Raw genomic sequence first — 24,185 nt, forward strand, 5'->3', positions numbered from 1 at the left:
CTCATGTAACCGGAAAGAGGTGCTAGCATAGAGCCACCAGTCGATCTCAGCATGCACCCTAACTAGTAGTCAGGATATGACCGAGCCAGAAGACCCCAGCCGTGAGCGCCTCAAGCACCACTTTGCCCAGCGGGTAATTCATCAGGCACGTCAGATTCTTGAGATATGGCAGCGCCTGCAACGCAGTGAGTGGTCCACTGCCGACCTCGCCGAACTGAGCGAGGCCAACCTGCGCCTGCTGCGTTTTGCCGAGCGCTTCGAACAGCCCGAGCACACTCAACTCGCCCACCACATCAGCCAGTCGCTGGAAGCGGTGGACGCCAATCGCGGGCGCCTGAGCAGCGGCCTGATCACCGACCTCAACCGTTTGATGCAGCGTTTGTCGCGCACCGGCCTGCGCCATGGTGATCAGCTCGACCAGACCTTTCTGCCGCCCCTGCGCAAACCGATCTACGTGATGCTTCAGGATCACGACCGCGCCGAGCGGCTGGCCAAGCAACTTGAATTTTTTGGTCTGAGCGCCCAGGCACTGGACAGCGTGTCGGCGTTTCGCTCCTCGATGGTCGAGCGCCTGCCGGCCGCCATCGTCATGGACGTGGATTTCAGCGGCGCCGGCGTCGGCCTGAAACTCGCCGCCGAAGCCCAGCAAGGTCTGGAAGAACCGTTGCCGCTGCTGTTCTTCAGCTTGCATGAAACCGACACCCCGACCCGCCTCGCCGCCGTGCGCGCCGGTGGTCAGGAGTTTCTCACCGGCACCCTCGAAGCCTCGAGCCTGCTGGAAAAAATCGAAGTCCTGACCTGCGTCGCCCAGTACGAACCTTATAAAGTGCTGATAATCGACGACTCCCGCGCCCAGGCGATGCACACCGAGCGGCTGCTCAACAGCGCCGGGATCGTCACCCGCACGCTGATCGAGCCGATTCAGGCCATGGCCGAGCTGGCGGACTTCCAGCCGGACCTGATCATCCTCGACATGTACATGCCAGCCTGCACCGGCACCGAACTGGCCAAGGTCATCCGCCACAACGATCGCTACGTCAGCGTGCCGATCATTTACTTGTCGGCCGAAGACGACCTGGACAAGCAGCTCGACGCCATGAGCGAGGGTGGCGACGACTTCCTGACCAAACCGATCAAGCCGCGTCACCTGATCACCACGGTGCGCAACCGCGCGGCACGGGCACGCAATCTCAAGGCGCGAATGGTCCGCGACAGCCTCACGGGCCTGTACAACCACACGCACATTCTTCAGTTACTGGAAGACTGCTCGTTCCGCGCCCGCCGCGAAAACAAGCCGCTGAGTTTTGCGATGCTCGACATCGACCACTTCAAACGGGTCAACGACAGCCACGGCCACCCCATGGGCGACCGGGTGATCAAGAGTCTGGCGCTGTTCCTCAAGCAGCGTCTGCGCAAGACCGATTTCATCGGCCGTTACGGCGGCGAAGAATTCGCCATTGTCATGCCCGACACCGATATAGACGCCGCGCACAAAGTGCTCGACGAAATTCGCCAGCGCTTCGCCGAAATCCATTACCCGGCCCAACCCCACGATCTGTGGTGCACGTTCAGCGCCGGGGTGGTGGAGATGCACGACGATTCCGACAGCCTGATGATGGCGAGCCAGGCCGACGAGGCGCTGTACCGCGCCAAGGGTGAAGGCCGCAATCGGGTGCAGACCGCGCGGGACTCAAAGCAAAGTGCCACTTTTTCACCGGATTCCACTGATTCGGTCATAACCCTGTAACAGAACCGCAATAAATTCAGGCGCTTACCATTTCTGCCGTTGGTAGCCGTCATGCGCCTGAAGTTGCTCACCAATCTCAACACGCTGTTGCTGGTCGCCGTCTGCGTGGCCCTCGGCGCCACGCTGTGGTGGTCGCAGAAAGCCCTCGAACGCCCTTATCTGCTGATGGAGCGCTACCTCGGGCTGTCCCAGCAATTTCAGAATGAAGTCGCGCGCAACGTCGAGGACTACCTCGGTAGCGGCGACGCCTTGCGCCTGAGCAGCGCCAGCCAGGCCATCGACAGCCTGCAGAAAGAGCTCGGCGAACTGCCGCCAGCGTTGGCCGACACCCTGCGCCCGAGCCTGTCTAGCCTCGACGAATTCAGCAAGACCGACCTGCTCGCCGCCGGCAAACTGGCCGGGGATCCACAGGCGTTGCTGTTGCAGGCCGAGCGCGAACTGAGCGCCAGCCTCGATCAACTCAGCACCTATGCCGGCGGCAACTCGACTTACCTGACGCCGCTGCTCGCGGCCTCTCAACACCTGGGCAAGTTGTCGCTGGCCCGGGACAAACTGGTCAGCAGCGGGCGCAGTGAACTGGCCGCCGACGTCGAACGCGAAGTCACCAACATCCGCACCCAGGCCCAGGCGATCGATGCCCTGCCCTTGCTTGGCGTGGTCACCCGCAGTGAATCCGGCAGCGACGATTTCGCCTCGATGATGGGCATTGAAAGCACTGAAAAAGCGGTCGCCGAAGATGCCGGCGTCGGCCTCAAACGCGAACTCAACAGTTTGCTCGGCCGTTACCCTGCAGAACTGGCCCGCACTCGCGACCAGATCCAGAAACGCACCGAGCTCAGCACCGCCACCCACCAGAAAATCGCCGCCGTTCAACAAGCCATCTCCGGCCTGGAGCCAGTGGTGCGCGCCCAGCATGGCCAGATCCAGAGCGAAGTCCGCCTGATGCAAGGCGTGATGATCGGCCTGATCCTGTTGATCGCCCTGCTGATCGACACCCTGCAACGACGCCTGGCCCGTACCCTGACCAACCTCGCCCCTGCTCTGTCGACCTGGGCCGAGGGTGATTTCAGCCAAGACATTCATCTGGGCAAGACCAACCGCGAACTGCACGACATCGAAGCCTCGCTCAACCGCCTGCGTGCCTATCTGGTGGATCTGGTCGGGACGATTCGCGGCAATGCCGAACAAGTGGCGGGCAGCAGTCGCACCCTCGCCGATCTGAGCAATGACCTGCACAGCGGTGCCGAACATCAGGCCGGCGATACAGCACTGATCCGCGACTCCCTGAGCGAACTGGAAGCGACCATCCAGCAAGTGGCCGGTGATGCACGTCAGGCCGCAGACGCCAGCCGTCACGCAGGACAGGCTGTCGAGCATGGGCAAAAAGTCATTGGCCTGAGCCTCACCGGATTGCATGCGCTGGTAGAGGAAGTGCAAGGCAATGCGCAGATGATCGAGCATCTGGCCGAAGAGTCGGCCACCATCGGCGGCGTGCTGACGGTGATTCGCTCGATTGCCGACCAGACCAACCTGCTGGCGCTGAACGCAGCGATCGAAGCCGCCCGCGCCGGGGAAATGGGCCGCGGTTTTGCCGTGGTGGCCGAGGAAGTCCGCTCACTGGCACAGCGCACCGCCGGCGCCACCGCAGAAATCCAAACCTTGATCGCCGGTCTGCAAACTGCGGCCCGACAATCGGTCGAAGGCATGCGCGCTCAGGTTGAACACGCCGAAGCCACAGCCAATCAGGCGCAATCGGCGGACGGCGCGCTGGACAAGATCGTCGGCGCGATCCAGACCATTTCCGACACGGCAGTCCGTATCGCCGATGTCACCGCGCAGCAAAGTGGCGCGGTCAGCGAAATCCGCGATCACAGCGAACGGATTCACCAATTGGGTGGGGATAACTTGCTGCGCATCGGCGAAGGACGCGAACAGGGCGAGAATCTGCTGGTATTGGGTGGGCAACTGCATACAGCGGTTCAGGCTTTCCGCGTCTGATCGCAACTCTGCGGGGTTTGGCGGCGCGAATGACCGGATCTGATCACTCAGTCACATATTTCGCGCAAACATCGGAGATCGTGCTGGCTATTGCAGAGAACTGGACAGTCACAAAGTCTTTGCGGCATAGTCGCCGGGTTCTGACGAAGGCTCACCCATAACAAGGAACACGCAGATGGCAACGCTACTGGTGCTGCACGGCCCCAACCTGAACCTGCTCGGCACCCGCGAACCCGGGACCTACGGGTCGACGACCCTGGCGCAGATCAATCAGGACCTGGAACGCCGCGCCCGAGAAGCCGGCCATCACCTGCTGTACCTGCAAAGCAACGCCGAGTACGAATTGATCGACCGCATCCACGCCGCACGCGGCGAAGGTGTGGACTTCATTCTGATCAACCCAGCAGCTTTTACACACACAAGTGTCGCATTACGTGACGCGCTGCTGGCGGTGAGCATCCCATTCATCGAAGTGCATTTGTCCAACGTGCACAAACGCGAACCTTTCCGCCATCACTCTTACTTCTCCGACGTAGCGGTGGGAGTGATCTGCGGCCTTGGCGCCAGCGGTTATCGACTGGCCCTGGAGGCTGCACTAGAGCAGCTTGAACAACAAGCTATACGCCCCTGACCGACCCTTGGGAGTTGATGATTCATGGATATCCGTAAAGTTAAGAAACTGATCGAATTGCTGGAAGAGTCCGGCATCGACGAGCTCGAGATCAAGGAAGGCGAAGAGTCCGTACGCATCAGCCGCCACAGCAAGACCCCGGCGCAGCAGTACTACGCACCGGCTCCGATGCAGGCTCCGGCCGCTGCACCTGTTGCCGCTGCCGCTCCAGTCGCTGCCGCCGCTCCGGCTGCCGCTGCTGCTCCAGCGCTGAACGGCACCGTTGCCCGTTCGCCGATGGTCGGCACCTTCTATCGCAAATCTTCGCCAACCTCGCCGTCCTTCGTTGAAGTCGGCCAGACCGTGAAGAAAGGCGACACCCTGTGCATCGTTGAAGCCATGAAGATGATGAACCACATCGAAGCTGAAACCAGCGGTGTGATCGAGTCCATCCTCGTCGAAGACGGCCAGCCGGTTGAGTACGACCAACCGCTGTTCACCATCGTTTGAACTGCGGAGAGCCTTTGATGACTGCGAAGTTGGAAAAAGTTCTGATCGCTAACCGCGGTGAGATCGCCCTGCGGATTCTGCGTGCCTGCAAAGAGATGGGCATCAAGACCGTCGCCGTTTACTCCAAGGCCGACAAAGAGCTGATGCACCTGGGTCTGGCAGACGAATCCGTCTGCATCGGCCCGGCTTCTGCCGCGCACTCTTACCTGCACATCCCGGCAATCATCGCGGCCGCTGAAGTGACTGGCGCTACCGCCATTCACCCAGGCTACGGTTTCCTCGCGGAAAACGCCGACTTTGCCGAGCAGGTCGAGAACTCCGGTTTCGCTTTCATCGGCCCGAAAGCCGACACCATTCGCCTGATGGGCGACAAGGTATCGGCCAAGCACGCGATGATCGAAGCGGGCGTTCCAACCGTTCCAGGCTCCGACGGCCCACTGCCGGAAGACGAAGAAACGGCACTGCGCATCGGTCGTGAAGTCGGCTACCCGGTGATCATCAAAGCCGCTGGCGGCGGTGGTGGTCGCGGCATGCGCGTGGTGCACAAGGAAGAAGACCTGATCGCCTTCGCCAAGCTGACCCGCACCGAAGCTGGCGCGGCGTTCGGCAACCCGATGGTCTATCTGGAAAAATTCCTGACCAACCCGCGTCACGTCGAAGTGCAAGTTCTGTCCGACGGCCAGGGTAACGCCATCCACCTGGGCGACCGTGACTGCTCGCTGCAGCGCCGTCACCAGAAGGTCCTCGAAGAAGCGCCGGCACCGGGCATCGACGAGCAGGCCCGCAAGGAAGTCCTCGCTCGCTGCGTCAAGGCGTGCGTCGACATCGGCTACCGTGGCGCCGGCACCTTCGAGTTCCTGTACGAGAACGGTCGTTTCTACTTCATCGAAATGAACACCCGTGTTCAGGTGGAGCACCCGGTTTCGGAAATGGTCACCGGTATCGACATCGTCAAGGAGATGCTCAGCATCGCCGCTGGCAACAAGCTGTCGTTCACTCAGGATGACGTGGTCATCCGCGGTCACTCGCTGGAATGCCGGATCAACGCTGAAGACCCGAAAACCTTCATGCCGAGCCCGGGCACGGTCAAGCATTTCCACGCACCAGGCGGCAACGGCGTTCGCGTCGATTCGCACCTTTACAGCGGTTATGCAGTTCCGCCGAACTACGACTCGCTGATCGGCAAGCTGATCACTTACGGCGCCACCCGCGACGAAGCCATGGCACGCATGCGCAATGCCCTGGACGAAATCGTGGTTGACGGGATCAAGACCAACATCCCGCTGCACCGTGACCTGACCCGCGACGAAGGCTTCTGCAAAGGGGGCGTGAACATTCACTACCTCGAGCACAAGCTGGCTGGCGAGAAGCACTAAGCTTCAGCCCGCATATGACAAAGCCGCCTTCGGGCGGCTTTGTTGTTTCCGAAGGTTTCATCTGCTCACACATTACCCGCTCCCACAAAACCGTCGCGCTCGCGTAAACTTGCGCGCTTCTCGCAGGCCGCTAGGCTGCAATCAATCTTTTTCACAGGTGCCCGCCATGCCTTGGCTGCAAGTCCGTCTCGCCATCAGCCCAGAACAAGCCGAAACCTACGAAGACGCTTTCCTTGAAGTGGGCGCCGTTTCGGTGACCTTCATGGACGCCGAAGATCAGCCGATCTTCGAACCGGAACTCAATACCACCCCGCTGTGGGCGCACACCCACCTGCTGGCCCTGTTCGAGGGCGGCACCGAAGCGGCGCCGGTACTGGCCCATCTCGAACTGCTGACCGGCAGCCCGCTGCCCGAGCATCACAGCGAAGTGATCGAAGACCAGGACTGGGAACGCAGCTGGATGGACGGTTTCCAGCCGATGCAATTCGGCCAGCGCCTGTGGATCGTGCCGAGCTGGCACGCCGCGCCGCAACCTGACGCAGTCAACCTGTTGCTGGATCCGGGCCTGGCGTTCGGCACCGGCACCCACCCGACCACGGCCCTGTGCCTGGAATGGCTGGACGGTCAGGACCTGAAAGACTGCAACGTGCTGGACTTCGGTTGCGGCTCGGGGATTCTGGCCATCGCCGCCCTGCTGCTCGGTGCCAAGGAAGCCGTCGGTACCGACATCGACGTGCAGGCGCTGGAAGCGTCCCGCGACAACGCCGGTCGCAACGGCATTGCCGACGAGCTGTTCCCGCTGTATCTGCCGGAGGATCTGCCGCAGGTCAAAGCTGACGTGCTGGTGGCCAATATTCTGGCCGGCCCGCTGGTTTCCCTGGCGCCGCAACTGTCCGGCCTGGTCAAGTCCGGCGGGCGTCTCGCACTGTCCGGGATCCTCGCCGAACAAGGTGAAGAAGTCGCCGCCGCCTACGCGCAGGACTTCGATCTCGACCCGATCGCCAATCGCGATGGCTGGGTGCGCATCACCGGCCGTCGGCGCTAGAATGACCGCCTGCTCAATCCGGATCGCCGCATGACCGACAGCTTCGTCACCCAGTGCCCGCATTGCCAAACCAGTTTCCGCGTCAGCCACACTCAATTGAGCGTGGCCCGCGGGGTGGTTCGTTGCGGCTCCTGCCTGCAAGTGTTCAACGCAGCCAAGCAGTTGCTCGAACAACGCGCAGGCAAGGAAGCAGTCACGCCGGTAGCGCCAGCCATCGTCGAACCGGCACCGGTCACCGAAGCACCGGTCGTCGCCAGACCACCCGAGCCAATCGAACCGCCTGAGCCGCGCACCATCAGCCAGAAGCAGTGGAGCGCCGCCGAGCTGGATCTGGACAGCCTGGACCTGGATCAGGAACTGGCCCGCCTCGAGCAGCGGGAAATCCAGCCGACCACCGAATTCGGCCGCCCGCGCGAAGAGTCTCTCAGCGCTCGACGCGACAGCCATGAGCCGGAAGACGAGCCGTGGTCGGACAGCCTGTTCAGCGAACCGGCGGACGAGCGGATCAGCGAACCCGAGCATGAAACCGAAGTCGTCGATCCGGAACCGGTAAAACCGGAACGCACCGAACCTTCGTTGTCGCTGGAACCGGTGGACCTCGATGACGAGCCGCCCATCCCGCAACTGCGCCTGCACGACCCGATCGATCATTCCGCGCGCCACGAACGCCTGTCGGCCAGTGACGAGACGGACGACGATCTGACACCGGTCGAGCCGCCGCGTAAAAAGCGCGAACGCAGCGAGCCCGGCGTACGTGCCGAAGTGCTGCAGGACCTGACCGACGATCCGCTGCAACTGGACTGGCAGAAGCGCCGTTCGCCCTGGGGCCGACGCCTGCTCTGGCTGTTGTTGATCCTGCTGGCCGCCAGCGCCCTCGCCGGTCAGTACATCGCCTATCATTTCGATGAGCTGGCTCGCCAGGATCAATACCGCCCGTGGTTCCAGCAACTGTGCCCGCAGATCGGCTGCACGGTGCCGTCCAAGGTCGATATCGCCAAGATCAAGAGCAGCAACCTGGTAGTGCGCAGCCACCCGGAATTCAGCGGAGCGCTGGTGGTGGACGCGATCATTTATAACCGCGCACCCTTCTCGCAACCGTTCCCGCTGCTGGAGTTGCGCTTCGCCGACCTCAACGGCCACCTGATCGCCAGCCGTCGCTTCAAACCCGGCGAATACCTCAACGGCGACCTCGAAGGCATGGCGGAGATGCCGCCGCAGACGCCGATCCACATCGCCCTCGACATCCTCGACCCGGGGCCGAAAGCGGTGAACTACAGCCTGAGTTTCCACTCGCCCGAGTGAAACGCTTCACCGCTCCGGGTTTGACGGCAGTTTTCTGACTGGGCATCGACCGACCAAACCGGCGGTAATAACAGAATAACTGTTCAGATTTTGTTCAATTCAGCCTTTATCCAGTCATCGAGAGCGGGTATCATGCCAACCCTTTTTCGAACTCTCATGATCCGGCCCCACTTCAGGGAAGTCCTATGTCGGCGGTACGCATCGGCCCATATACATTGCAGAACGGCTTGATCCTCGCCCCCATGGCGGGTGTCACCGACCAGCCCTTTCGTCAGTTGTGCAAGCGATTGGGCGCAGGGCTTGTAGTCTCGGAAATGGTCACCAGTGACATGAGCCTGTGGAATACCCGCAAGTCGCGCATGCGCATGATCCACGAAGGCGATCCCGAGCCACGCTCGGTACAGATTGCCGGTGGCGACGCGCAGATGCTGGCGGATGCGGCCCGGGCCAACGTCGAACTGGGTGCACAGATTATCGACATCAACATGGGTTGCCCGGCAAAAAAGGTCTGCAACAAGGCTGCCGGCTCCGCGTTGTTGAAGGATGAAGCACTGGTTACCGAGATCCTGCATGCCGTGGTGGCTGCGGTTGATGTGCCGGTGACCCTGAAGATCCGCACCGGATGGGATCGCGACAACAAGAACGGCCTGACCGTGGCGAAGATCGCCGAGCAGGCCGGGATCACGGCGCTGGCGGTGCATGGCCGCACCCGCGCCGACCTGTACACCGGCGAAGCCGAGTACGACACCATTGCCGCGATCAAGCAGGCGGTGTCGATTCCGGTCTTTGCCAACGGCGACATCGTATCGCCGGAAAAGGCCCGCTACGTGCTCGACGCGACCGGTGCCGATGGCCTGTTGATCGGCCGGGCCGCCCAGGGGCGGCCATGGATTTTTCGTGAGATCGAACACTTCCTGCGTACCGGCGAAAAACTGCCGGCGCCGGAGCTGATCGAGGTGGAACGCATTCTGCTTGAGCATCTGGCCGCCCTCCACGCCTTTTATGGGGACGTGATGGGTGTACGCATTGCCCGAAAGCATGTGGGCTGGTATCTCGCAACCTTGCCGGGCGCCAAGGAGTTTCGCGCCCGTTTCAATCGTTTGGATGGTACGGAAACACAATGCGCCAACGTTCGGGAGTTCTTCGCCGAACGTTACAAGAGCCTGACAGGGGACGGAGAAGGGGTGGCCGCATGACGATGATGACCGAGACTTTAGTGAGTGGAACAACACCCGTGAGCGACAACGTGAATTTGAAACAGCACCTCAATACACCGAGCGAAGAAGGCCAGACCCTTCGCGGGAGTGTCGAGAAGGCGCTGCACAATTATTTCGCCCACCTTGAGGGCGCAGCCGTCACGGACGTGTACAACCTGGTGCTCTCCGAAGTCGAGGCTCCCCTGCTCGAAAGCGTGATGAACTACGTCAAGGGCAACCAGACCAAAGCCAGCGAGCTGCTCGGACTCAACCGCGGCACGCTGCGCAAGAAACTCAAGCAGTACGATCTGCTGTAAGCATTCAATCAAACCAGAAAGGCGCCCGCGTAAAACCGGTCGCCTTTTTTGCTGACTTCCCTTGCTTTTGATGGAAATTGAGATGACCGACCAGACTACCCGCCTGCCGATCCGCCGCGCCTTGATCAGTGTTTCCGACAAGACCGGGATCCTCGAATTCGCCAGGGAGCTGGAAGCCCTGGGCGTGGAAATCCTTTCCACCGGCGGGACCTTCAAACTGCTGCAGGACAACGGCGTGGCCGCAGTGGAAGTCGCGGATTACACCGGTTTCGCAGAGATGATGGACGGGCGGGTGAAAACCCTGCACCCGAAAATCCACGGCGGGATCCTCGGTCGTCGCGGTATCGATGACGCGATCATGAACGAGCACGGCATCAAGCCGATCGATCTGGTAGCCGTCAACCTGTACCCGTTCGAAGCCACCATCAGCAAACCAGGCTGCGACCTGCCGACCGCCATCGAAAACATCGACATCGGCGGCCCGACCATGGTCCGTTCGGCCGCGAAAAACCATAAAGACGTGGCCATCGTGGTGAATGCCAGCGATTACGCCAACGTCCTGGAAAACCTCAAGGCCGGCGGCCTGACCTATGCTCAGCGTTTCGACCTGATGCTCAAGGCGTTCGAGCACACCGCCGCCTACGACGGCATGATCGCCAACTACATGGGCACCGTGAACCAGGCTGCCGAGACCCTGAGCACCGAAGGTCGCAGCGAATTCCCGCGCACCTTCAACAGCCAGTTCATCAAGGCTCAGGAAATGCGCTACGGCGAGAACCCGCACCAGAGCGCGGCGTTCTACGTGGAAGCCAAGCCGGCCGAAGTCGGCATCGCTACCGCCACCCAGCTGCAAGGCAAAGAGCTGTCGTACAACAACGTGGCCGACACTGACGCCGCGCTGGAATGCGTGAAGAGCTTCGTCAAACCAGCCTGCGTGATCGTCAAGCACGCCAACCCGTGCGGCGTGGCCGTGAGCCCGGACGCCGAAGGCGGCATCCGTCAGGCCTACGAACTGGCCTACGCCACCGACACCGAGTCGGCGTTCGGTGGCATCATCGCCTTCAACCGTGAACTGGATGCCGAGACCGCCAAGGCGATCGTCGAGCGTCAGTTCGTTGAAGTGATCATCGCCCCGAGCGTCAGCGAAGAAGCCCGCGCCATCGTTGCTGCCAAGGCCAATGTGCGCCTGCTGGCCTGCGGCGACTGGTCGGCTGACCGCGCTGCTGCCTGGGACTACAAGCGCGTCAACGGCGGCCTGCTGGTTCAGAGCCGCGACATCGGCATGATCGGCGCCGACGACCTGAAAGTGGTGACCAAGCGCGCCCCGACCGAACAGGAAATCCACGACCTGATCTTCGCCTGGAAAGTGGCCAAGTACGTTAAATCCAACGCCATCGTCTACGCCAAGAACCGTCAGACCATCGGTGTCGGCGCCGGCCAGATGAGCCGCGTGAACTCGGCACGTATTGCCGCGATCAAGGCTGAACACGCCGGTCTGCAAGTCGCCGGTTCGGTGATGGCATCCGATGCGTTCTTCCCGTTCCGCGACGGTCTGGACAATGCGGCCAAGGTGGGTATCACTGCAGTGATCCAGCCAGGCGGTTCGATGCGCGATGCTGAAGTGATTGCTGCTGCTGACGAAGCCGGTATCGCCATGGTCTTCACAGGCATGCGCCACTTCCGTCACTAATCAGACAACGGCCGCACTGAAGCCGGCATCTGCTGCGTTGGAGCCGACCTCGATGATGCTCATTGCCAAAAGGCAACTCCGCTCACCGAGGTCGACTCCGCCTTGCATCTACCGGCTTCATTGCGACCTCCTGGAGCGTGAAGCGCTTCAGGTTCCAAAACAGAATTAGCGTCATCCGAGGTTTTTGAAATGAATGTTTTGATCATTGGCAGCGGTGGCCGCGAACACGCCCTGGCCTGGAAAGTGGCTCAGGATCCGCGTGTGCAGAAGGTTTTCGTGGCACCGGGCAACGCCGGCACCGCGATTGAAGCCAAGTGCGAAAACGTCGCCATCGACGTGCTGGCCCTCGAGCAACTGGCAGATTTTGCCGAGAAGAACGTTTCCCTGACCATCGTCGGTCCGGAAGTGCCGCTGGTTGCCGGCGTCGTCGATCTGTTCCGCTCCCGTGGTCTGGACTGCTTCGGCCCGACCGCCGGTGCTGCGCAGCTGGAAGGCTCGAAAGCCTTCACCAAGGATTTCCTGGCACGCCACAAGATCCCGACCGCCGACTACCAGAACTTCACCGAGATCGAGCCTGCCCTGGCTTACCTGCGTGAAAAAGGCGCGCCGATCGTGATCAAGGCCGACGGCCTGGCCGCCGGTAAAGGCGTGATCGTCGCCATGACCCTGGCCGAAGCCGAAGACGCCGTGCGCGACATGCTCGCCGGCAACGCCTTCGGCGACGCTGGTTCGCGCGTCGTGATCGAAGAGTTCCTCGACGGCGAAGAAGCCAGCTTCATCGTCATGGTCGACGGCAAGAACGTCCTGCCGATGGCCACCAGCCAGGACCACAAACGCGTCGGCGACGGCGACAGCGGCCCGAACACCGGCGGCATGGGTGCCTACTCCCCTGCCCCGGTGGTCACCGCCGACGTGCACCAGCGCGTGATGGATCTGGTGATCTGGCCGACCGTGCGCGGCATGGCCGAAGAAGGCAACGTCTACACCGGTTTCCTGTACGCCGGTCTGATGATCGACAAGGCCGGCAATCCGAAGGTCATCGAGTTCAACTGCCGTTTCGGCGATCCGGAAACCCAACCGGTGATGCTGCGTCTGCAGTCGAGCCTGGTGTTGCTGGTCGAAGCGGCACTGGCCCAGGCCCTGGATAAAGTCGAAGCGCAGTGGGATCCACGTCCGAGCGTCGGCATCGTGCTGGCCGCTGGCGGTTACCCGGGCGACTACGCCAAGGGCGCGACGATCAACGGTCTGGACGCGGCAGCGAACCTGGAAGGCAAGGTCTTCCACGCCGGCACCGCGCTCAAGGACGGTAACGTCGTGACGGCCGGTGGTCGGGTGCTGTGCGCCACTGCCATGGGCGCCAGCGTGGGTGCTGCCCAGGAGCAGGCCTACAAACTGGCCAAGGCCATCGACTGGGAAGGCTGCTTCTACCGCACCGACATTGGCTACCGCGCCATTGCCCGTGAACGCGGCGAAACCCGGTAATAAGCTACGCTGTGTTTCCGGCAAGGGCCCTTGGTCCTTGCCGGACTGTTCCGACGCTGCGCATCGTTATATTCTGGCATCAACCTACGAAGGGATTTCGCCGTGCGCTGGCTCAGGATTGCCATAGGCTTCACCGTCACACTGTTGACCTTGCTCTGCATGCTCCCGGCCCAGGCCGCGCAAGGCAGTGGCTGGTCGGTATTGCTCGACGATCAGGGCAACCTCCAGCTGAGCGACATCCGCTCCGCCCGCTACACCAATCAATTCAGCCCTATCGAGCTTGACCGCCTCACCGCGGCCGAACCCGATGGCGCGTTATGGCTGCGCTTCAGACTGGCGCCCGGCAAGCACGAACAAGTGCTGCGCATCTTCGCTCCCGACCTGTCACACCTCAATCTGTACGTGCTCGATGGCGACAGGCTGATCGAGCAACGGGAAACCGGCACCGTTCAGGCCCAGGCCGAGCGCCCCCTGCCGAGCAGCGACTTTCTGCTGCCGCTGCCGCAAAGCGACAAGTCCCTCGACATCTACCTGCGAATGGTCTCCGACCACCAGTTACGCCCGTACATCACCCTGCAATCGGCGGTGATGGGCGCGGCTAATCATAACCAGACGCTGATCTACGGCTTGCTGTTCGGCTGCCTGGCGATGCTGATCCTGCACAACCTGATCCGCTACGCCTACACCCGCTCGCGCAGCAGCCTGTGGCTGGCAGTCTGTGAAGCGCTGCTGAGCCTGAGCCTGTTGCTGCTGCTCAACCTGGCTGGCCCATGGCTGCCGAACTGGCACGCGATCCAGACTCCCGGCGCCTATCTGGCCCTGCTGCTGACCGCGCCGGCCGGCCTGATGTTCGCCTACCGCTTCTTCGCCCCGCTCGGCCCGCACCCGCTGAACAAGCTGCTGCTGGGCGACATCCTGTTCATCGTGATCTGCAGCCTGCTGCTGTTGTTCGTCAACACCCTGCCGCTGAACATCATCACTTACGCACTGGTGGCCCTGGCCGGTCTGAGCATGTTGCTGGTGGCGTTCTATCACTGGCAGAAAGGCTACCGCCCTGCCCGCTTGTTCGTCGCCGCGATGGTGGTGTTCAACATCGGCACGCTGATCATCCTTCCGGCCTTGCTGGGGCTGACCCTGGTGGCGCCGCAAGGTCTGATCATGACCCTGATGGGTTTCATCTGCATCAGTGGCCTGTTGATGAGCATCGCCCTCGGCGAGCGCCAGCGCAGCATCACCGAAAGCCGCTTCAGCATCAGCCGCGACCTCGCCGCGAGCAACGCCGAGATCAATGCCAAGGCCGAATTCCTCGCCAAGATCAGCCACGAGATCCGCACGCCGATGAACGGCGTACTGGGCATGACCGAACTGCTGCTCGGCACGCCGCTGTCGGTCAAGCAACGCGACTACGTGCAGACCATCCACAGCGCCGGCAACGAACTGCTGACCCTGATCAACGAGATCCTCGACATCTCCCGCCTCGAATCCGGACAGATCGAGCTGGACGACGTGCAGTTCGACCTCAACGCCCTGATCGACGATTGCCTGAGCATCTACCGCGCCAAGGCCGAACAGCAGAACGTCGAACTGATCAGCTTCATCCAGCCGCAGGTGCCACGGGTCATCAGCGGCGACCCGACGCGTCTGCGCCAGACGCTGCTGAGCCTGCTGGAAAACGCCCTGAAGAAAACCGAAGAAGGCGAAGTGCTGGTGGTGGTTGCCCTCGATGAGCGCAGCACCAAACCGCGCCTGCGCATTGCCGTGCAGGACAGCGGTCAGCCGATGGACCAGGAAGAGCGTGATGCGTTGATGCACGCCGAGCTGCACAGCAAGCACTTCCTGTCGGCCAACCGGCTGGGCGGCAATCTCGGGCTGGTGATCGCACGGCAATTGATCCGTTTGATGCAGGGCGAGTTCGGCATCAAGAGCGGCGCCAGCCAGGGCAGTACGCTGTGGCTGACCCTGCCGCTGGACCCCGATCGTCTGGAGCATCCGACCTCCGATCTCGACAGTCCGCTGCAAGGCGCGCGGGTACTGGTGGTCGACGACAACGACACCTGCCGCAAAGTGCTGGTGCAACAGTGCAGCGCCTGGGGCCTGAACGTCAGCGCGGTACCGTCGGGCAAGGAAGCGCTGGCCCTGTTGCGTACCAAGGCGCATTTGCGTGATTACTTCGACGTGGTCTTGCTGGACCAGAACATGCCCGGCATGACCGGCATGCAACTGGCGGCCAAGATCAAGGAAGACCCGAGCCTGAACCACGACATCCTGCTGATCATGCTCACCGGCATCAGCAATGCGCCGAGCAAGATCATCGCGCGCAATTCGGGGATCAAGCGCATCCTGGCCAAACCGGTGGCCGGCTACACGCTCAAGACCACGCTGGCCGACGAACTGAACCAGCGCAATCGTGGCCAGGCCGTGTTCCAGCCACAACCGACTGGCCCGGCCACGGCCGTCAAGGTCCCGAGCGATTTCCGCATCCTCGTCGCCGAAGACAACACGATTTCCACCAAAGTGATCCGCGGCATGCTCGGCAAACTCAATCTGCAACCGGACACCGCCAGTAATGGCGAAGAAGCCTTGCAGGCCATGAAAGCCCAGCGCTACGACCTGGTGCTGATGGACTGCGAAATGCCGATCCTCGATGGTTTCTCCGCCACCCAGCAACTGCGAGCCTGGGAAGTCGGCAATCAGCGCATCCGAACGCCGATCGTCGCACTGACCGCGCACATCCTCGCCGAACACAAGGAGCGAGCGCGTCAGGCCGGCATGGACGGGCACATGGCCAAACCGGTGGAGCTTTCGCAATTGCGTGAACTGATCGAGCACTGGGTGGCCCAGCGTGATCAGCAAAACCGCACGACGGCCCGTACGCCCTGATCTCGGCGAGTCCTCACTCCTCGAACGGAACATGGCGTGATGACGCCAGATCCGCCTGATAGACTCCGTTCAACTTTCGTCGGCGCGAGTTTCAATCATGCTCCATGTGTTGTTCAGCGTTTACCTGAAGATGCTGGTGCTCTATAGCCCGTTCTTCGTGTTGTCCTGCTTCATCAGCCTGACCCGGGGTTATTCGCGCAAGGAACAACGGCGCCTGGCCTGGAAAGTTGCGATCGCCACCCTGGTTTCGAGCGTGTTGCTGTACCTGTTCGGGCGGGTGATCTTCGACGTGTTCGGCATCACCGTGGATGCCTTCCGCATCGGTGCCGGCAGCGTGCTGTTCATCTCGGCGCTGGGCATGGCGCAGGGCAAGTCGGCCGTGCAGACCGACAACGTGCAGCAGGATGTGACAATTGTTCCGCTGACCATTCCACTGACCGTCGGCCCCGGCACCATCGGTGCATTGCTGGTGATGGGCGTCAGCCAGCCGCACTGGGATGACAAGCTGATCGCGATCATGAGCATCGCGCTCGCCAGTTTCACGGTGGGAGTGGTGCTTTACCTGTCGAACCGCATCGAGCGGATTCTCGGTGACCAGGGCCTGCAGATCGTCAGCCGCCTGATGGGGTTGTTCGTGTGCGCGCTGGCGGCGCAGATCATCTTTACCGGGGTCAAAGGCTACCTTGTGCCTTGAACCCTGAAACGAAAAGACCGCCGACGGTAACGTCGGCGGTCTTTTTTCGTCAGTGCCCGTAAGCCCTCAACCGGCAGACTCGACGGTTTTCTTCGCGCCAGCCTGATCGATCAAGGCTTTCAACGTCACGCTTGCGGTTTCATCCTTGCGCGCCTTCAGCCAACGCACCAGGGTCGACACCTGACATGGACGCAGCCCCTTGACCTCAAGCATGGCATCACCACGTAGCGCCGGATCAGGCGCATCCGCATTGCGCACCAGCACACAGTGCTCACTGTCAGGATCAATCACCACCAGATGCTCCTCGACCATCCCCACTTCGAGCTTGTGCGGATCGGTCATGGTCAGGATCAAGCGGCCCATGAACTGCGGAAAACCCACCAGCGGATAACGGCAATCCACCACCAGCGAATCGAGCTTGCGCATGAGCGCCTCGGACAGGTGCCATTTCATCGAACCGCGCCCCACCCGCAAAACCAGTGTGCGCACATCGTCCGGCACCAGCGGCAGCAGATCGTAGGCATCCACCCGCCCTTCAAGCACCAGTACCTCACCCGTGCGCTGGACATAATCCAGCGGTTTGATCTGACGCAAACTCGGGTAGCCCTGAACGACCCGTTCCTGCGGCTTATGCAGCAGGACATCGGTATTTCGCCGGGTTCCGAGCAGCTCGAAATCCTTGGGCAAATCGGCAGCGGGGATCTGGATCAGCCGTGCGCTGTCGGCGATGTACCACTGAACACTGGCGTCCTGCGCAGCGATCGAAATGAACGGACGATGCGCCTCGTTCGCCAGCAAGGCCTGCAAGTTGCCGATCAGATTGTCGCCATGGGCCGCCAGCCAATCATGCTGTACGCCGGTGATCAGCGGGGGTGCCTGATGTTCCAGTTGCAGCACCACCCCCTCCCGCGTCGTGCCCACAAGACCGGCACCGTCGATCCGCACATCGGCAAAACGCCAGGCAGTCCACTGTCGTTCGGGTTTGGGCAGCAATGCGGCCTGTAACAATTGCGTGCCTTTTCCGAAGGCCTGGTCGAGTTGCTCTTTATCGATAAAGGTCTGGCGCCAGACCTCGCCGCTTTCGGGTTCGAACAGCCATGCCGATTGATTGTCCGGCGTCATGCCGAGCAGTTGGAGCTGCGTCTGTTGCGCCTCACACAGCAGCAGGCGGCCTCCCACGTACCAGGCGTGCAAGCGTGCATCGCCAGCGGCATTGGCAATGCCGACAATCAGGAACTGTTCAACGGTGTATTGCCGGGCCACCGCTTCGAGCGCCAGCCACCATTGCCCTCGTCCCTTGAGCCATGGTTCGGCCAGACCCGCAAAACGCACTTCGCCGTCGGTACCGATCTCGAACGACAACCCGTCCTCGGTCCGCGCCTGATAACCCTTGTGCTCAGCAGTCACCTGTTTCAGGCCCCCAGGTTGCACCCAGCGGTGCGACCATTGGCCCTGCCCTTCCTCCACTGTGCGCTGCACCCGGCACAGGTTCTGAAGCTGGCGGTCGTAGATGACAAACACGTCGACGTCATCAGCCAGCGTCAGCAGCATCAACTCGTTCAGGTTCTGGACCGAGTCGGGCCAGCCGCGTGCATGACGACGACGCGGTACCGGCCGCACGATCAGATTGTCACGGGTACGAATCCAGGCCATGTCCCGGGCGTTCTCTTCGATCGTCCAGCAGATCGAAACGTAAGGCGCGAACTGCCAGTCGACCGTGGCATACCCCTTGTCATCGTAGACCGGTTTGGGCACCACCCACTCGCCCAGTATCGGAGCCCAGCCGGCCAGGGGAGTGCTGTCATCGAGCAGCGACTCGAAGGTCGGTTCAAGTCCGCGGGTAACCGAACTCAGCCACAGCAAGCCTTCGTGAATCAGGTAATTGAGGCGCTCAAGCGTGCCGTCTTCATGGGCATAGTCCTGCACCACATGCACGACGCCCTGACCATCGGCTTCGACGCTGCGGATCGTGCTGACGCCAGTGCGACGGAACATCAAACGATAGCGATGACTGAGCAGTCCCGTGCCAGCATCAACCTGGCAGATCTCGTAACCGAGCGGATCGTGGAAAAACGCCGAACCGCCGACCACCATCGATAACAGGCCCTCATCGTCGAACACCTCGTCGTTGCGGATGTAGAGAATCCGGTCCTGCGCGGCGTCGTACCAGCCATTGGTGTAACGCGGTGCCTTGATGTTTTCGAACGGAATCAGATAGTCGTGGATCGGCGTGTAGCGCAGCGCCAATCGATGGGCTCGCGCCAGGTCTTGCAGATGATCCTGCAGGATCTGGCCGTCCAGCCCTTTGGGCGCCTGTTCTTCCAGAAGATCCAGCTCAAGCCGTTTGTCGCCGGCAATCCGGAAGAGCCGGCCATTTTCGATCAGCAGGGAAATTTCCGGCGCTATGTCAGCCGTCACCTTGAATTCGCAGCCTTTGATACTGAATTGCCCGTTGCTGCCGAACACGATGTCCGTCTCGACGGCCCACGGCGCGACAATGATCCAGCGGTCCTTTTGTTTGCCTACTGACGTCAGTCCGACGTTGACGCCGGGGTTGAGCACGAGTGTGCATGTGCCTCCACCGCCCTGAATCCGATAGCTGATCTGCTCGTGCCATGGCTTGGGGATGACCGGCACCACCAGTTTGCGTGCCTGCGCATCGAGCGTGACGTTGATCTCGGTCGGCCGATAATCGGGGTACATCCGATAGAGGATGTAGTGGCTGGGAAACGAGTAGAACGAAAACAGGAACAGCCACTGACCGTCTGCTTTTTTCTTCTCCAGACGCCGGGCGATGTCGAAGCCCTTGTCGTGGCGCTGCGATGCAAACGGCAGGATCTGGTACTCGTAGCGGTAGCAGGTGATCGGCGTACACGGCAGGACAATGGCTTGCTCGGCCGGTGGCGAGAACTTCATCTCGGCGGGGTAGCCCAGCTCCTTGCTCAGGTTGATGGCGCGTGAATAGTCGACCTCGAATTCCGGTACACCGAAATGATCGCGCAGCGGATACAGACGAGTGCTGTCGAGCAACAGTTTACCGGCGCCCAGATCCAGACCGTTGATGATCAGCGCCGGTCGCGGTAACCAGGCACCCTGCTCGCCGCTGTAGCGATACCCGGCACCGTGATGCGCCTGCTCCAGTTCCGCGAAAAACAGCCCGACCGCTTTCGCTTCTTCTGCGATGGTTGCGAAGTTTTGCGCCAGTGCAGCCACGCCGACTGCCAGGCCACCCAGAATCACCCCGGCGCCACCCAGCACTGCAGCCGCCGTACCCGCGCCGGCGAGCGCCGCACCAAGTCCCGCCCCCGTCAGGGCCAGACTGCTGGCGTCGAATGTCAGTTGAGTGGCATAGGTCGCGATTTCGACATCGTTACGGGCATTCGCCAACTGATAGATATCGAAGCCGACATTGGCCAGCCCCAGCACGGCACCGACGCCCTCGTTGGCCACATGCCCGGCTACAGCACCGATGGCTCTGCCGGTCAATGGCTCAAGTGCTTCGCCGACCACCTTCGCACTGGTACGGGCAATCAGTTTTTCATCGCGCAACGCGGCTTGCACCAGACCGATCAGCCCTGCCACATCGACCACATTGCCATGCACCAGTTGTGCGTAGTTGACGTAGGCATGCCACTGCACCGCAGTGGTCAATGTGCGCTCGTCGCCTTCACGCCCGCGCAACGCATTCATCAGTGCCTGCACCGCAAACCCGGCATTGAGCATGTGCACCGCTGCCGCCTCGGTCGGATCCACCACCGCGCCGGTCGCACGTTTGCGCCCCAGGGTCGAGAACAGGTCAGTCAGGTAACTCCTGATTCGCAACAGGCGATCATCCCGGCTGGTGACCATGGCCACCGACTCGCCACTCTGCGGATCGATCATGTTCACCCGATAGCCGCCCTCGGGTATCACCTCCAGCGAATCGAACAACGGCACCAATGGAGTGACCGAATCATGGCCCTCCTGCAAGCGCGAAGTTGCCTCAGCGATCTGCTCCGCCCACCAGTGATTGTCTGAACTCAGCAGCGCACTGCCCAGTCGCGAATTCGCCATCAGCGACTGGCCGTGAGCACTGTTAACCCTCTGGCGAATGGGCCTGAACGGTTTGTCCGGCAGTGGTTCATCCTTGAGCAACTGAGCCACCTTGAAGCCGCTCGACAGCTCCAGACCGGCAACCTGCTCCCCCTGAACATCGATCAGATCGAACTGCGGCCTGCCAGCCTTGCCATACACGGCGTAGTGTTGAGCCATGTCCGTGTCCTTGAAAAATTGCTTCAGGGCCATTTTGAAGGTCGCGGGACTGTCGAATTCGAACAGGCCGAAGTTCGGATCATAGAAGTGATAAGCGTCTGCCGCCCCGTTTACAGTTCGGGCCACCAGCATCGAGTGGTTGTCCGAGTTGAGCATCAGGGTTCGGGTGCTAACAGACTCCTCGAGGGTCGAGACCACCGTGTCCAGATCGACCCGCCCCAGCGCCGTGCCGACCTCTGCGGCGTTCATGCCACGCATTTCCTCCAGTGCCCCCAGAAACGCCGTCGAGTCCGATTGCCCCGGTTCAAGTACCGTCAGGAAAAACCGCTCGCGCAATTGTCGGGTCGCTACCTCGCCCTGCGTGAGGGCGGCACTCATCGCCAGCACCAGCGGAAAGCAACGGCCGCCAGCCGTGTCACCTGGTCCATGCATCAAAAGATCTTGAGGCACCAGTTTGGCGGTTCCGGCCTCGAACTGGTTCAGCACTTGCTCCACCCGTTCCTGTACCTTTTCACGGTGTTCCTGAGTGGCGAGTCGCTGGACCTGCGCCACCTGACGCCCCCAGTCAAACAGCGTCACGGCGTTGGCCAGCGCGTTTTTCTTCAGGCTCAGTGCGCTGACCGAGTTCGCCGGCAAGCCATCCTCGACACTTGCCATCCCTGCCAGAAACGCGGGCGCCCGACGCTGATAGAGATGCTGCTCGATCACTGCGTAACGCCCGGACGTCCCCCGCTCGCTGACGCTGTTGATCAGATTCTCCAGTGCACTGTTCAGGGTGGAGAAGCTCTGACTATCCAGTGACTCGACGCCCACCAACACTCCAAGCGTCAAACGCTGCAACGGGTTGAGCTGCGCAAGTTGCCAGGAGCCGGCGCCCAGACCGATCAATAGTTCATCCAGCGCGAGATTCTGGGCGATCGGACTTTTCGGGAATGCCGGTGGCCGCAGGCGAGTGTCCTGATTGCGGATGGCCTGACGATCATCGAAGCTCAGCGGCAACCTTTCAGCGAACACAACCTTGCCATCGTGGCCGCTCATCATCGCCTGGGTAAACGGTTCGCCGAGGCGCTCGGCCATGCGCTGCAACAACTCGGTATTCAGGACATGACGTCCTTCGATGAGCGGCCAGCCGAGTTCGAATTCGACGGCCGAGTGTTTTAGCAGTTCGTCGATGTTGCCGGCGTAGCGGGTTTTGTATTGGCCGTCGTGCCAACGTTGTTTTTCATCTTTTACCCATTGAACTAAATTCTCTGCGTTTTCCTTCCATGAGTGGTCCTGCTCCTCCTCGCTAGAGCGATTAACTGTCCCCAGAGGAGCGATACTCAGCTCTGGACTCAGGGTGCCGTCGTCCCGAGGTGTGAAATGAGCCCGTTCATAGTCCTGCATGCCCCGGCGCATAGCCCCTGGACCGGTCAGAAAAATCGTTACCTCCTTTTCTGGACGAATACCGTCTCTGTGGTAACCGGCGATAGCATCCGCCAGCGTATACATTTCGATTTCCCGAACAAAAGACAGCGCATTCAAAGGCCCGAGTCGGCGCTCGATTTCGACAACCGCCAGCTTTTGCATGGCACCGTGGTCATCTGGCGCGACACCTTTGGCCCTACCCACCCTGGCGACTGAGTCCATCACTGCAAAGTTGAAGCGCAGGCTCTCCTGCACCGACTGCACCATAGGTGCGCCCGGATGAGCCATCAGGTAAGCGTTGGTCACTGAACCCATTTCAGCCAAGGCACGCAGCATGTAGGAGCGTGCCAGCAGGTCGCTCGGCGCCTGGAAGACTTGACTCAACACCGGCGCGCTTTTGGCAAAAGACTCCAGCGCGGCACGATGTTCCTGGGGGATGTAGTGGTCATAACTCTTGTAACGACTGCGCAATGCCTGACGTCCGGGCATCCAGTGTGGATTGTGATCCAACAGCAGTTGAGTGATGCCAAGCTCGGCATACGGACCGAACTTGCTGATATCCAAACCGCCCAACTCCTTCAATAAGGGAGGAAGATTATCGACATCTGAGTACATTCCGCCTTCTGGCACTAATACTTCTAGCCGCACAACATCGGAACCCGCGGCAAGATTGCCGCGCATGCGCATTTCCTGATCGTAAATGGCTTGTAACTGCATGGGTTGCGAAGTGCCGGCCAAATCGCGCAACTGCAAGTCGCCACCGGCCACCGCCTGCAGGCTCTGCAGATTGCGCTCTTTAAGCAGTTTCAGATCTGTGTCCTGCTGACCATACGCTTTGGCCAACAACTGCATTCTGGCATCGTCAGCTGATACACCGCTTGCTACAGCTTCATTGATATGAGCAAACATTTGCTGTTTCAGAACAATGGCTCTCGTTACATAGGCTTCTCCGAGTTCACCTTCCGAATCGCTGTCAACTCCACCATTCTGCATCGCGTGCGCTTTGGCGGCTTCAACAACAAGGCGAGTGGTCTGATGGACAAGCATTGCATCACTGTCATACCAGAGATTGATTTTATACCCCTGCCCGGCCAGCACTTGTTTCCAGAGATTGATGTAATCACGCTGAATCTCGCTAATGCCCCCACCCAGCCACACGAAGTGCAAAATTTTCGGCACCTGTGTCGCCGGCGACTTCATTTGTTCGATGCTGTAAAGCAGGCGCGACTCGAAGCTTTCCACTCGACCAGTAATTTGTGAAAGGGTGGGAGCCGATTCTGTATCAGGGCTGTGCGCCGGCTCCTGCTCCACTTCCCGGCGTACACGGCCCTGGCCAAATTCGCCCAGCGCCTGCTTGAACAGCGCCAGAGGATGCAGCAGCCGCGGCGAATCAAGCAGGCCGATGCAGGCAAAGTAATAACGGATAACGGCATCATATTGTCGGGTGTTCTTGTACGGCGACAGTGCCTGTTCAAGGTCCGCCAACTTGAACAAATTGACGAACTTTACATATTCACCATCAACGGCTTTAACTTTTGCATCTTGCATGAACCGACTTCCTTGAAACATCCAATGACATACGCACCAAAAACAAGCGCGCACCAAACACTTAGCCAAGAGAGAAATCCTCTGATGACAAACCAAAACGGTGGAAACTTAAAAACCCATCGAACGCAAAAC

At 60.9% G+C, this 24,185-nt stretch carries 14 protein-coding genes; 13 read left to right on the plus strand and 1 reads right to left on the minus strand.

What is annotated here, in order from left to right; translation table 11 throughout:
- Positions 1-76 precede the first annotated feature (76 nt).
- The 13 genes from gcbA (at position 77) to AC3WRD_RS00230 (ending at position 16,847) form a co-directional block, all read left to right on the plus strand.
- Positions 77-1,747: a diguanylate cyclase GcbA gene (gene gcbA, locus AC3WRD_RS00170; protein ID WP_102620080.1), complete on the plus strand. Its 1,671-nt coding sequence runs from the start codon at positions 77-79 to the stop codon at positions 1,745-1,747.
- 954 nt (positions 1,748-2,701) lie between these two features.
- Positions 2,702-3,745 (plus strand): methyl-accepting chemotaxis protein, encoded by a 1,044-nt coding sequence (locus AC3WRD_RS00175; RefSeq protein WP_492574049.1) that lies wholly within the window; start codon positions 2,702-2,704, stop codon positions 3,743-3,745.
- 175 nt (positions 3,746-3,920) lie between these two features.
- Positions 3,921-4,376: a type II 3-dehydroquinate dehydratase gene (gene aroQ, locus AC3WRD_RS00180; protein ID WP_096819739.1), complete on the plus strand. Its 456-nt coding sequence runs from the start codon at positions 3,921-3,923 to the stop codon at positions 4,374-4,376.
- A gap of 24 nt (positions 4,377-4,400) precedes the next feature.
- Positions 4,401-4,865, plus strand: a complete 465-nt coding sequence (gene accB / locus AC3WRD_RS00185) for an acetyl-CoA carboxylase biotin carboxyl carrier protein (RefSeq protein ID WP_096819740.1) — start codon at positions 4,401-4,403, stop codon at positions 4,863-4,865.
- A 17-nt stretch (positions 4,866-4,882) separates the two neighbouring features.
- Positions 4,883-6,241 carry an acetyl-CoA carboxylase biotin carboxylase subunit gene (gene accC / locus AC3WRD_RS00190; RefSeq protein ID WP_096819741.1) on the plus strand — a complete coding sequence of 453 codons (1,359 nt, stop codon included), beginning with the start codon at positions 4,883-4,885 and terminating at the stop codon, positions 6,239-6,241.
- A 166-nt stretch (positions 6,242-6,407) separates the two neighbouring features.
- On the plus strand, positions 6,408-7,286 hold the full coding sequence (gene prmA, locus AC3WRD_RS00195; RefSeq protein WP_085732735.1) for a 50S ribosomal protein L11 methyltransferase: 879 nt from the start codon (positions 6,408-6,410) through the stop codon (positions 7,284-7,286).
- 30 nt (positions 7,287-7,316) lie between these two features.
- Positions 7,317-8,588 (plus strand): DUF3426 domain-containing protein, encoded by a 1,272-nt coding sequence (locus AC3WRD_RS00200; protein WP_102620082.1) that lies wholly within the window; start codon positions 7,317-7,319, stop codon positions 8,586-8,588.
- Between the two features lie 185 nt (positions 8,589-8,773).
- Positions 8,774-9,784: a tRNA dihydrouridine synthase DusB gene (gene dusB, locus AC3WRD_RS00205; protein WP_085732733.1), complete on the plus strand. Its 1,011-nt coding sequence runs from the start codon at positions 8,774-8,776 to the stop codon at positions 9,782-9,784.
- Complete coding sequence (gene fis, locus AC3WRD_RS00210) at positions 9,781-10,101, plus strand: DNA-binding transcriptional regulator Fis (RefSeq protein WP_003186237.1); 321 nt, start codon at positions 9,781-9,783, stop codon at positions 10,099-10,101. Before dusB ends, fis begins: the two co-directional genes overlap by 4 nt.
- 82 nt (positions 10,102-10,183) lie before the next feature.
- Positions 10,184-11,791, plus strand: a complete 1,608-nt coding sequence (gene purH, locus AC3WRD_RS00215; RefSeq protein WP_102620083.1) for a bifunctional phosphoribosylaminoimidazolecarboxamide formyltransferase/IMP cyclohydrolase — start codon at positions 10,184-10,186, stop codon at positions 11,789-11,791.
- A gap of 189 nt (positions 11,792-11,980) precedes the next feature.
- On the plus strand, positions 11,981-13,273 hold the full coding sequence (gene purD, locus AC3WRD_RS00220; protein WP_102620084.1) for a phosphoribosylamine--glycine ligase: 1,293 nt from the start codon (positions 11,981-11,983) through the stop codon (positions 13,271-13,273).
- A 102-nt stretch (positions 13,274-13,375) separates the two neighbouring features.
- A complete protein-coding gene (locus AC3WRD_RS00225; RefSeq protein ID WP_102620085.1) occupies positions 13,376-16,153 on the plus strand; it encodes a hybrid sensor histidine kinase/response regulator in 2,778 nt (925 codons plus the stop codon).
- Positions 16,154-16,250: 97 nt separating this feature from the next.
- Positions 16,251-16,847, plus strand: coding sequence for a MarC family protein (locus tag AC3WRD_RS00230; protein ID WP_096819748.1), 597 nt, complete (start codon positions 16,251-16,253; stop codon positions 16,845-16,847).
- A 66-nt stretch (positions 16,848-16,913) separates the two neighbouring features.
- Here AC3WRD_RS00230 and AC3WRD_RS00235 read toward each other — a convergent pair whose 3' ends face one another.
- Positions 16,914-24,053 carry a TcdA/TcdB pore-forming domain-containing protein gene (locus AC3WRD_RS00235; RefSeq protein WP_102620086.1) on the minus strand — a complete coding sequence of 2,380 codons (7,140 nt, stop codon included), beginning with the start codon at positions 24,051-24,053 and terminating at the stop codon, positions 16,914-16,916.
- Between the last annotated feature and the right edge of the window lie 132 nt (positions 24,054-24,185).

The organism is Pseudomonas sp. FW215-R2, assembly GCF_058789255.1.

What these genes read in the sequence shown, in the direction of transcription:
- gcbA (WP_102620080.1), top strand. Translation starts at nt 77, where the DNA reads ATGACCGAGCCAGAAGACCCCAGCCGTGAGCGCCTCAAGCACCACTTT.
- AC3WRD_RS00175 (WP_492574049.1), top strand. Translation starts at nt 2,702, where the DNA reads ATGATCGGCCTGATCCTGTTGATCGCCCTGCTGATCGACACCCTGCAA.
- aroQ (WP_096819739.1), top strand. Translation starts at nt 3,921, where the DNA reads ATGGCAACGCTACTGGTGCTGCACGGCCCCAACCTGAACCTGCTCGGC.
- accB (WP_096819740.1), top strand. Translation starts at nt 4,401, where the DNA reads ATGGATATCCGTAAAGTTAAGAAACTGATCGAATTGCTGGAAGAGTCC.
- accC (WP_096819741.1), top strand. Translation starts at nt 4,883, where the DNA reads ATGACTGCGAAGTTGGAAAAAGTTCTGATCGCTAACCGCGGTGAGATC.
- prmA (WP_085732735.1), top strand. Translation starts at nt 6,408, where the DNA reads ATGCCTTGGCTGCAAGTCCGTCTCGCCATCAGCCCAGAACAAGCCGAA.
- AC3WRD_RS00200 (WP_102620082.1), top strand. Translation starts at nt 7,317, where the DNA reads ATGACCGACAGCTTCGTCACCCAGTGCCCGCATTGCCAAACCAGTTTC.
- dusB (WP_085732733.1), top strand. Translation starts at nt 8,774, where the DNA reads ATGTCGGCGGTACGCATCGGCCCATATACATTGCAGAACGGCTTGATC.
- fis (WP_003186237.1), top strand. Translation starts at nt 9,781, where the DNA reads ATGACGATGATGACCGAGACTTTAGTGAGTGGAACAACACCCGTGAGC.
- purH (WP_102620083.1), top strand. Translation starts at nt 10,184, where the DNA reads ATGACCGACCAGACTACCCGCCTGCCGATCCGCCGCGCCTTGATCAGT.
- purD (WP_102620084.1), top strand. Translation starts at nt 11,981, where the DNA reads ATGAATGTTTTGATCATTGGCAGCGGTGGCCGCGAACACGCCCTGGCC.
- AC3WRD_RS00230 (WP_096819748.1), top strand. Translation starts at nt 16,251, where the DNA reads ATGCTCCATGTGTTGTTCAGCGTTTACCTGAAGATGCTGGTGCTCTAT.
- AC3WRD_RS00235 (WP_102620086.1), bottom strand. Translation starts at nt 24,053, where the DNA reads ATGCAAGATGCAAAAGTTAAAGCCGTTGATGGTGAATATGTAAAGTTC.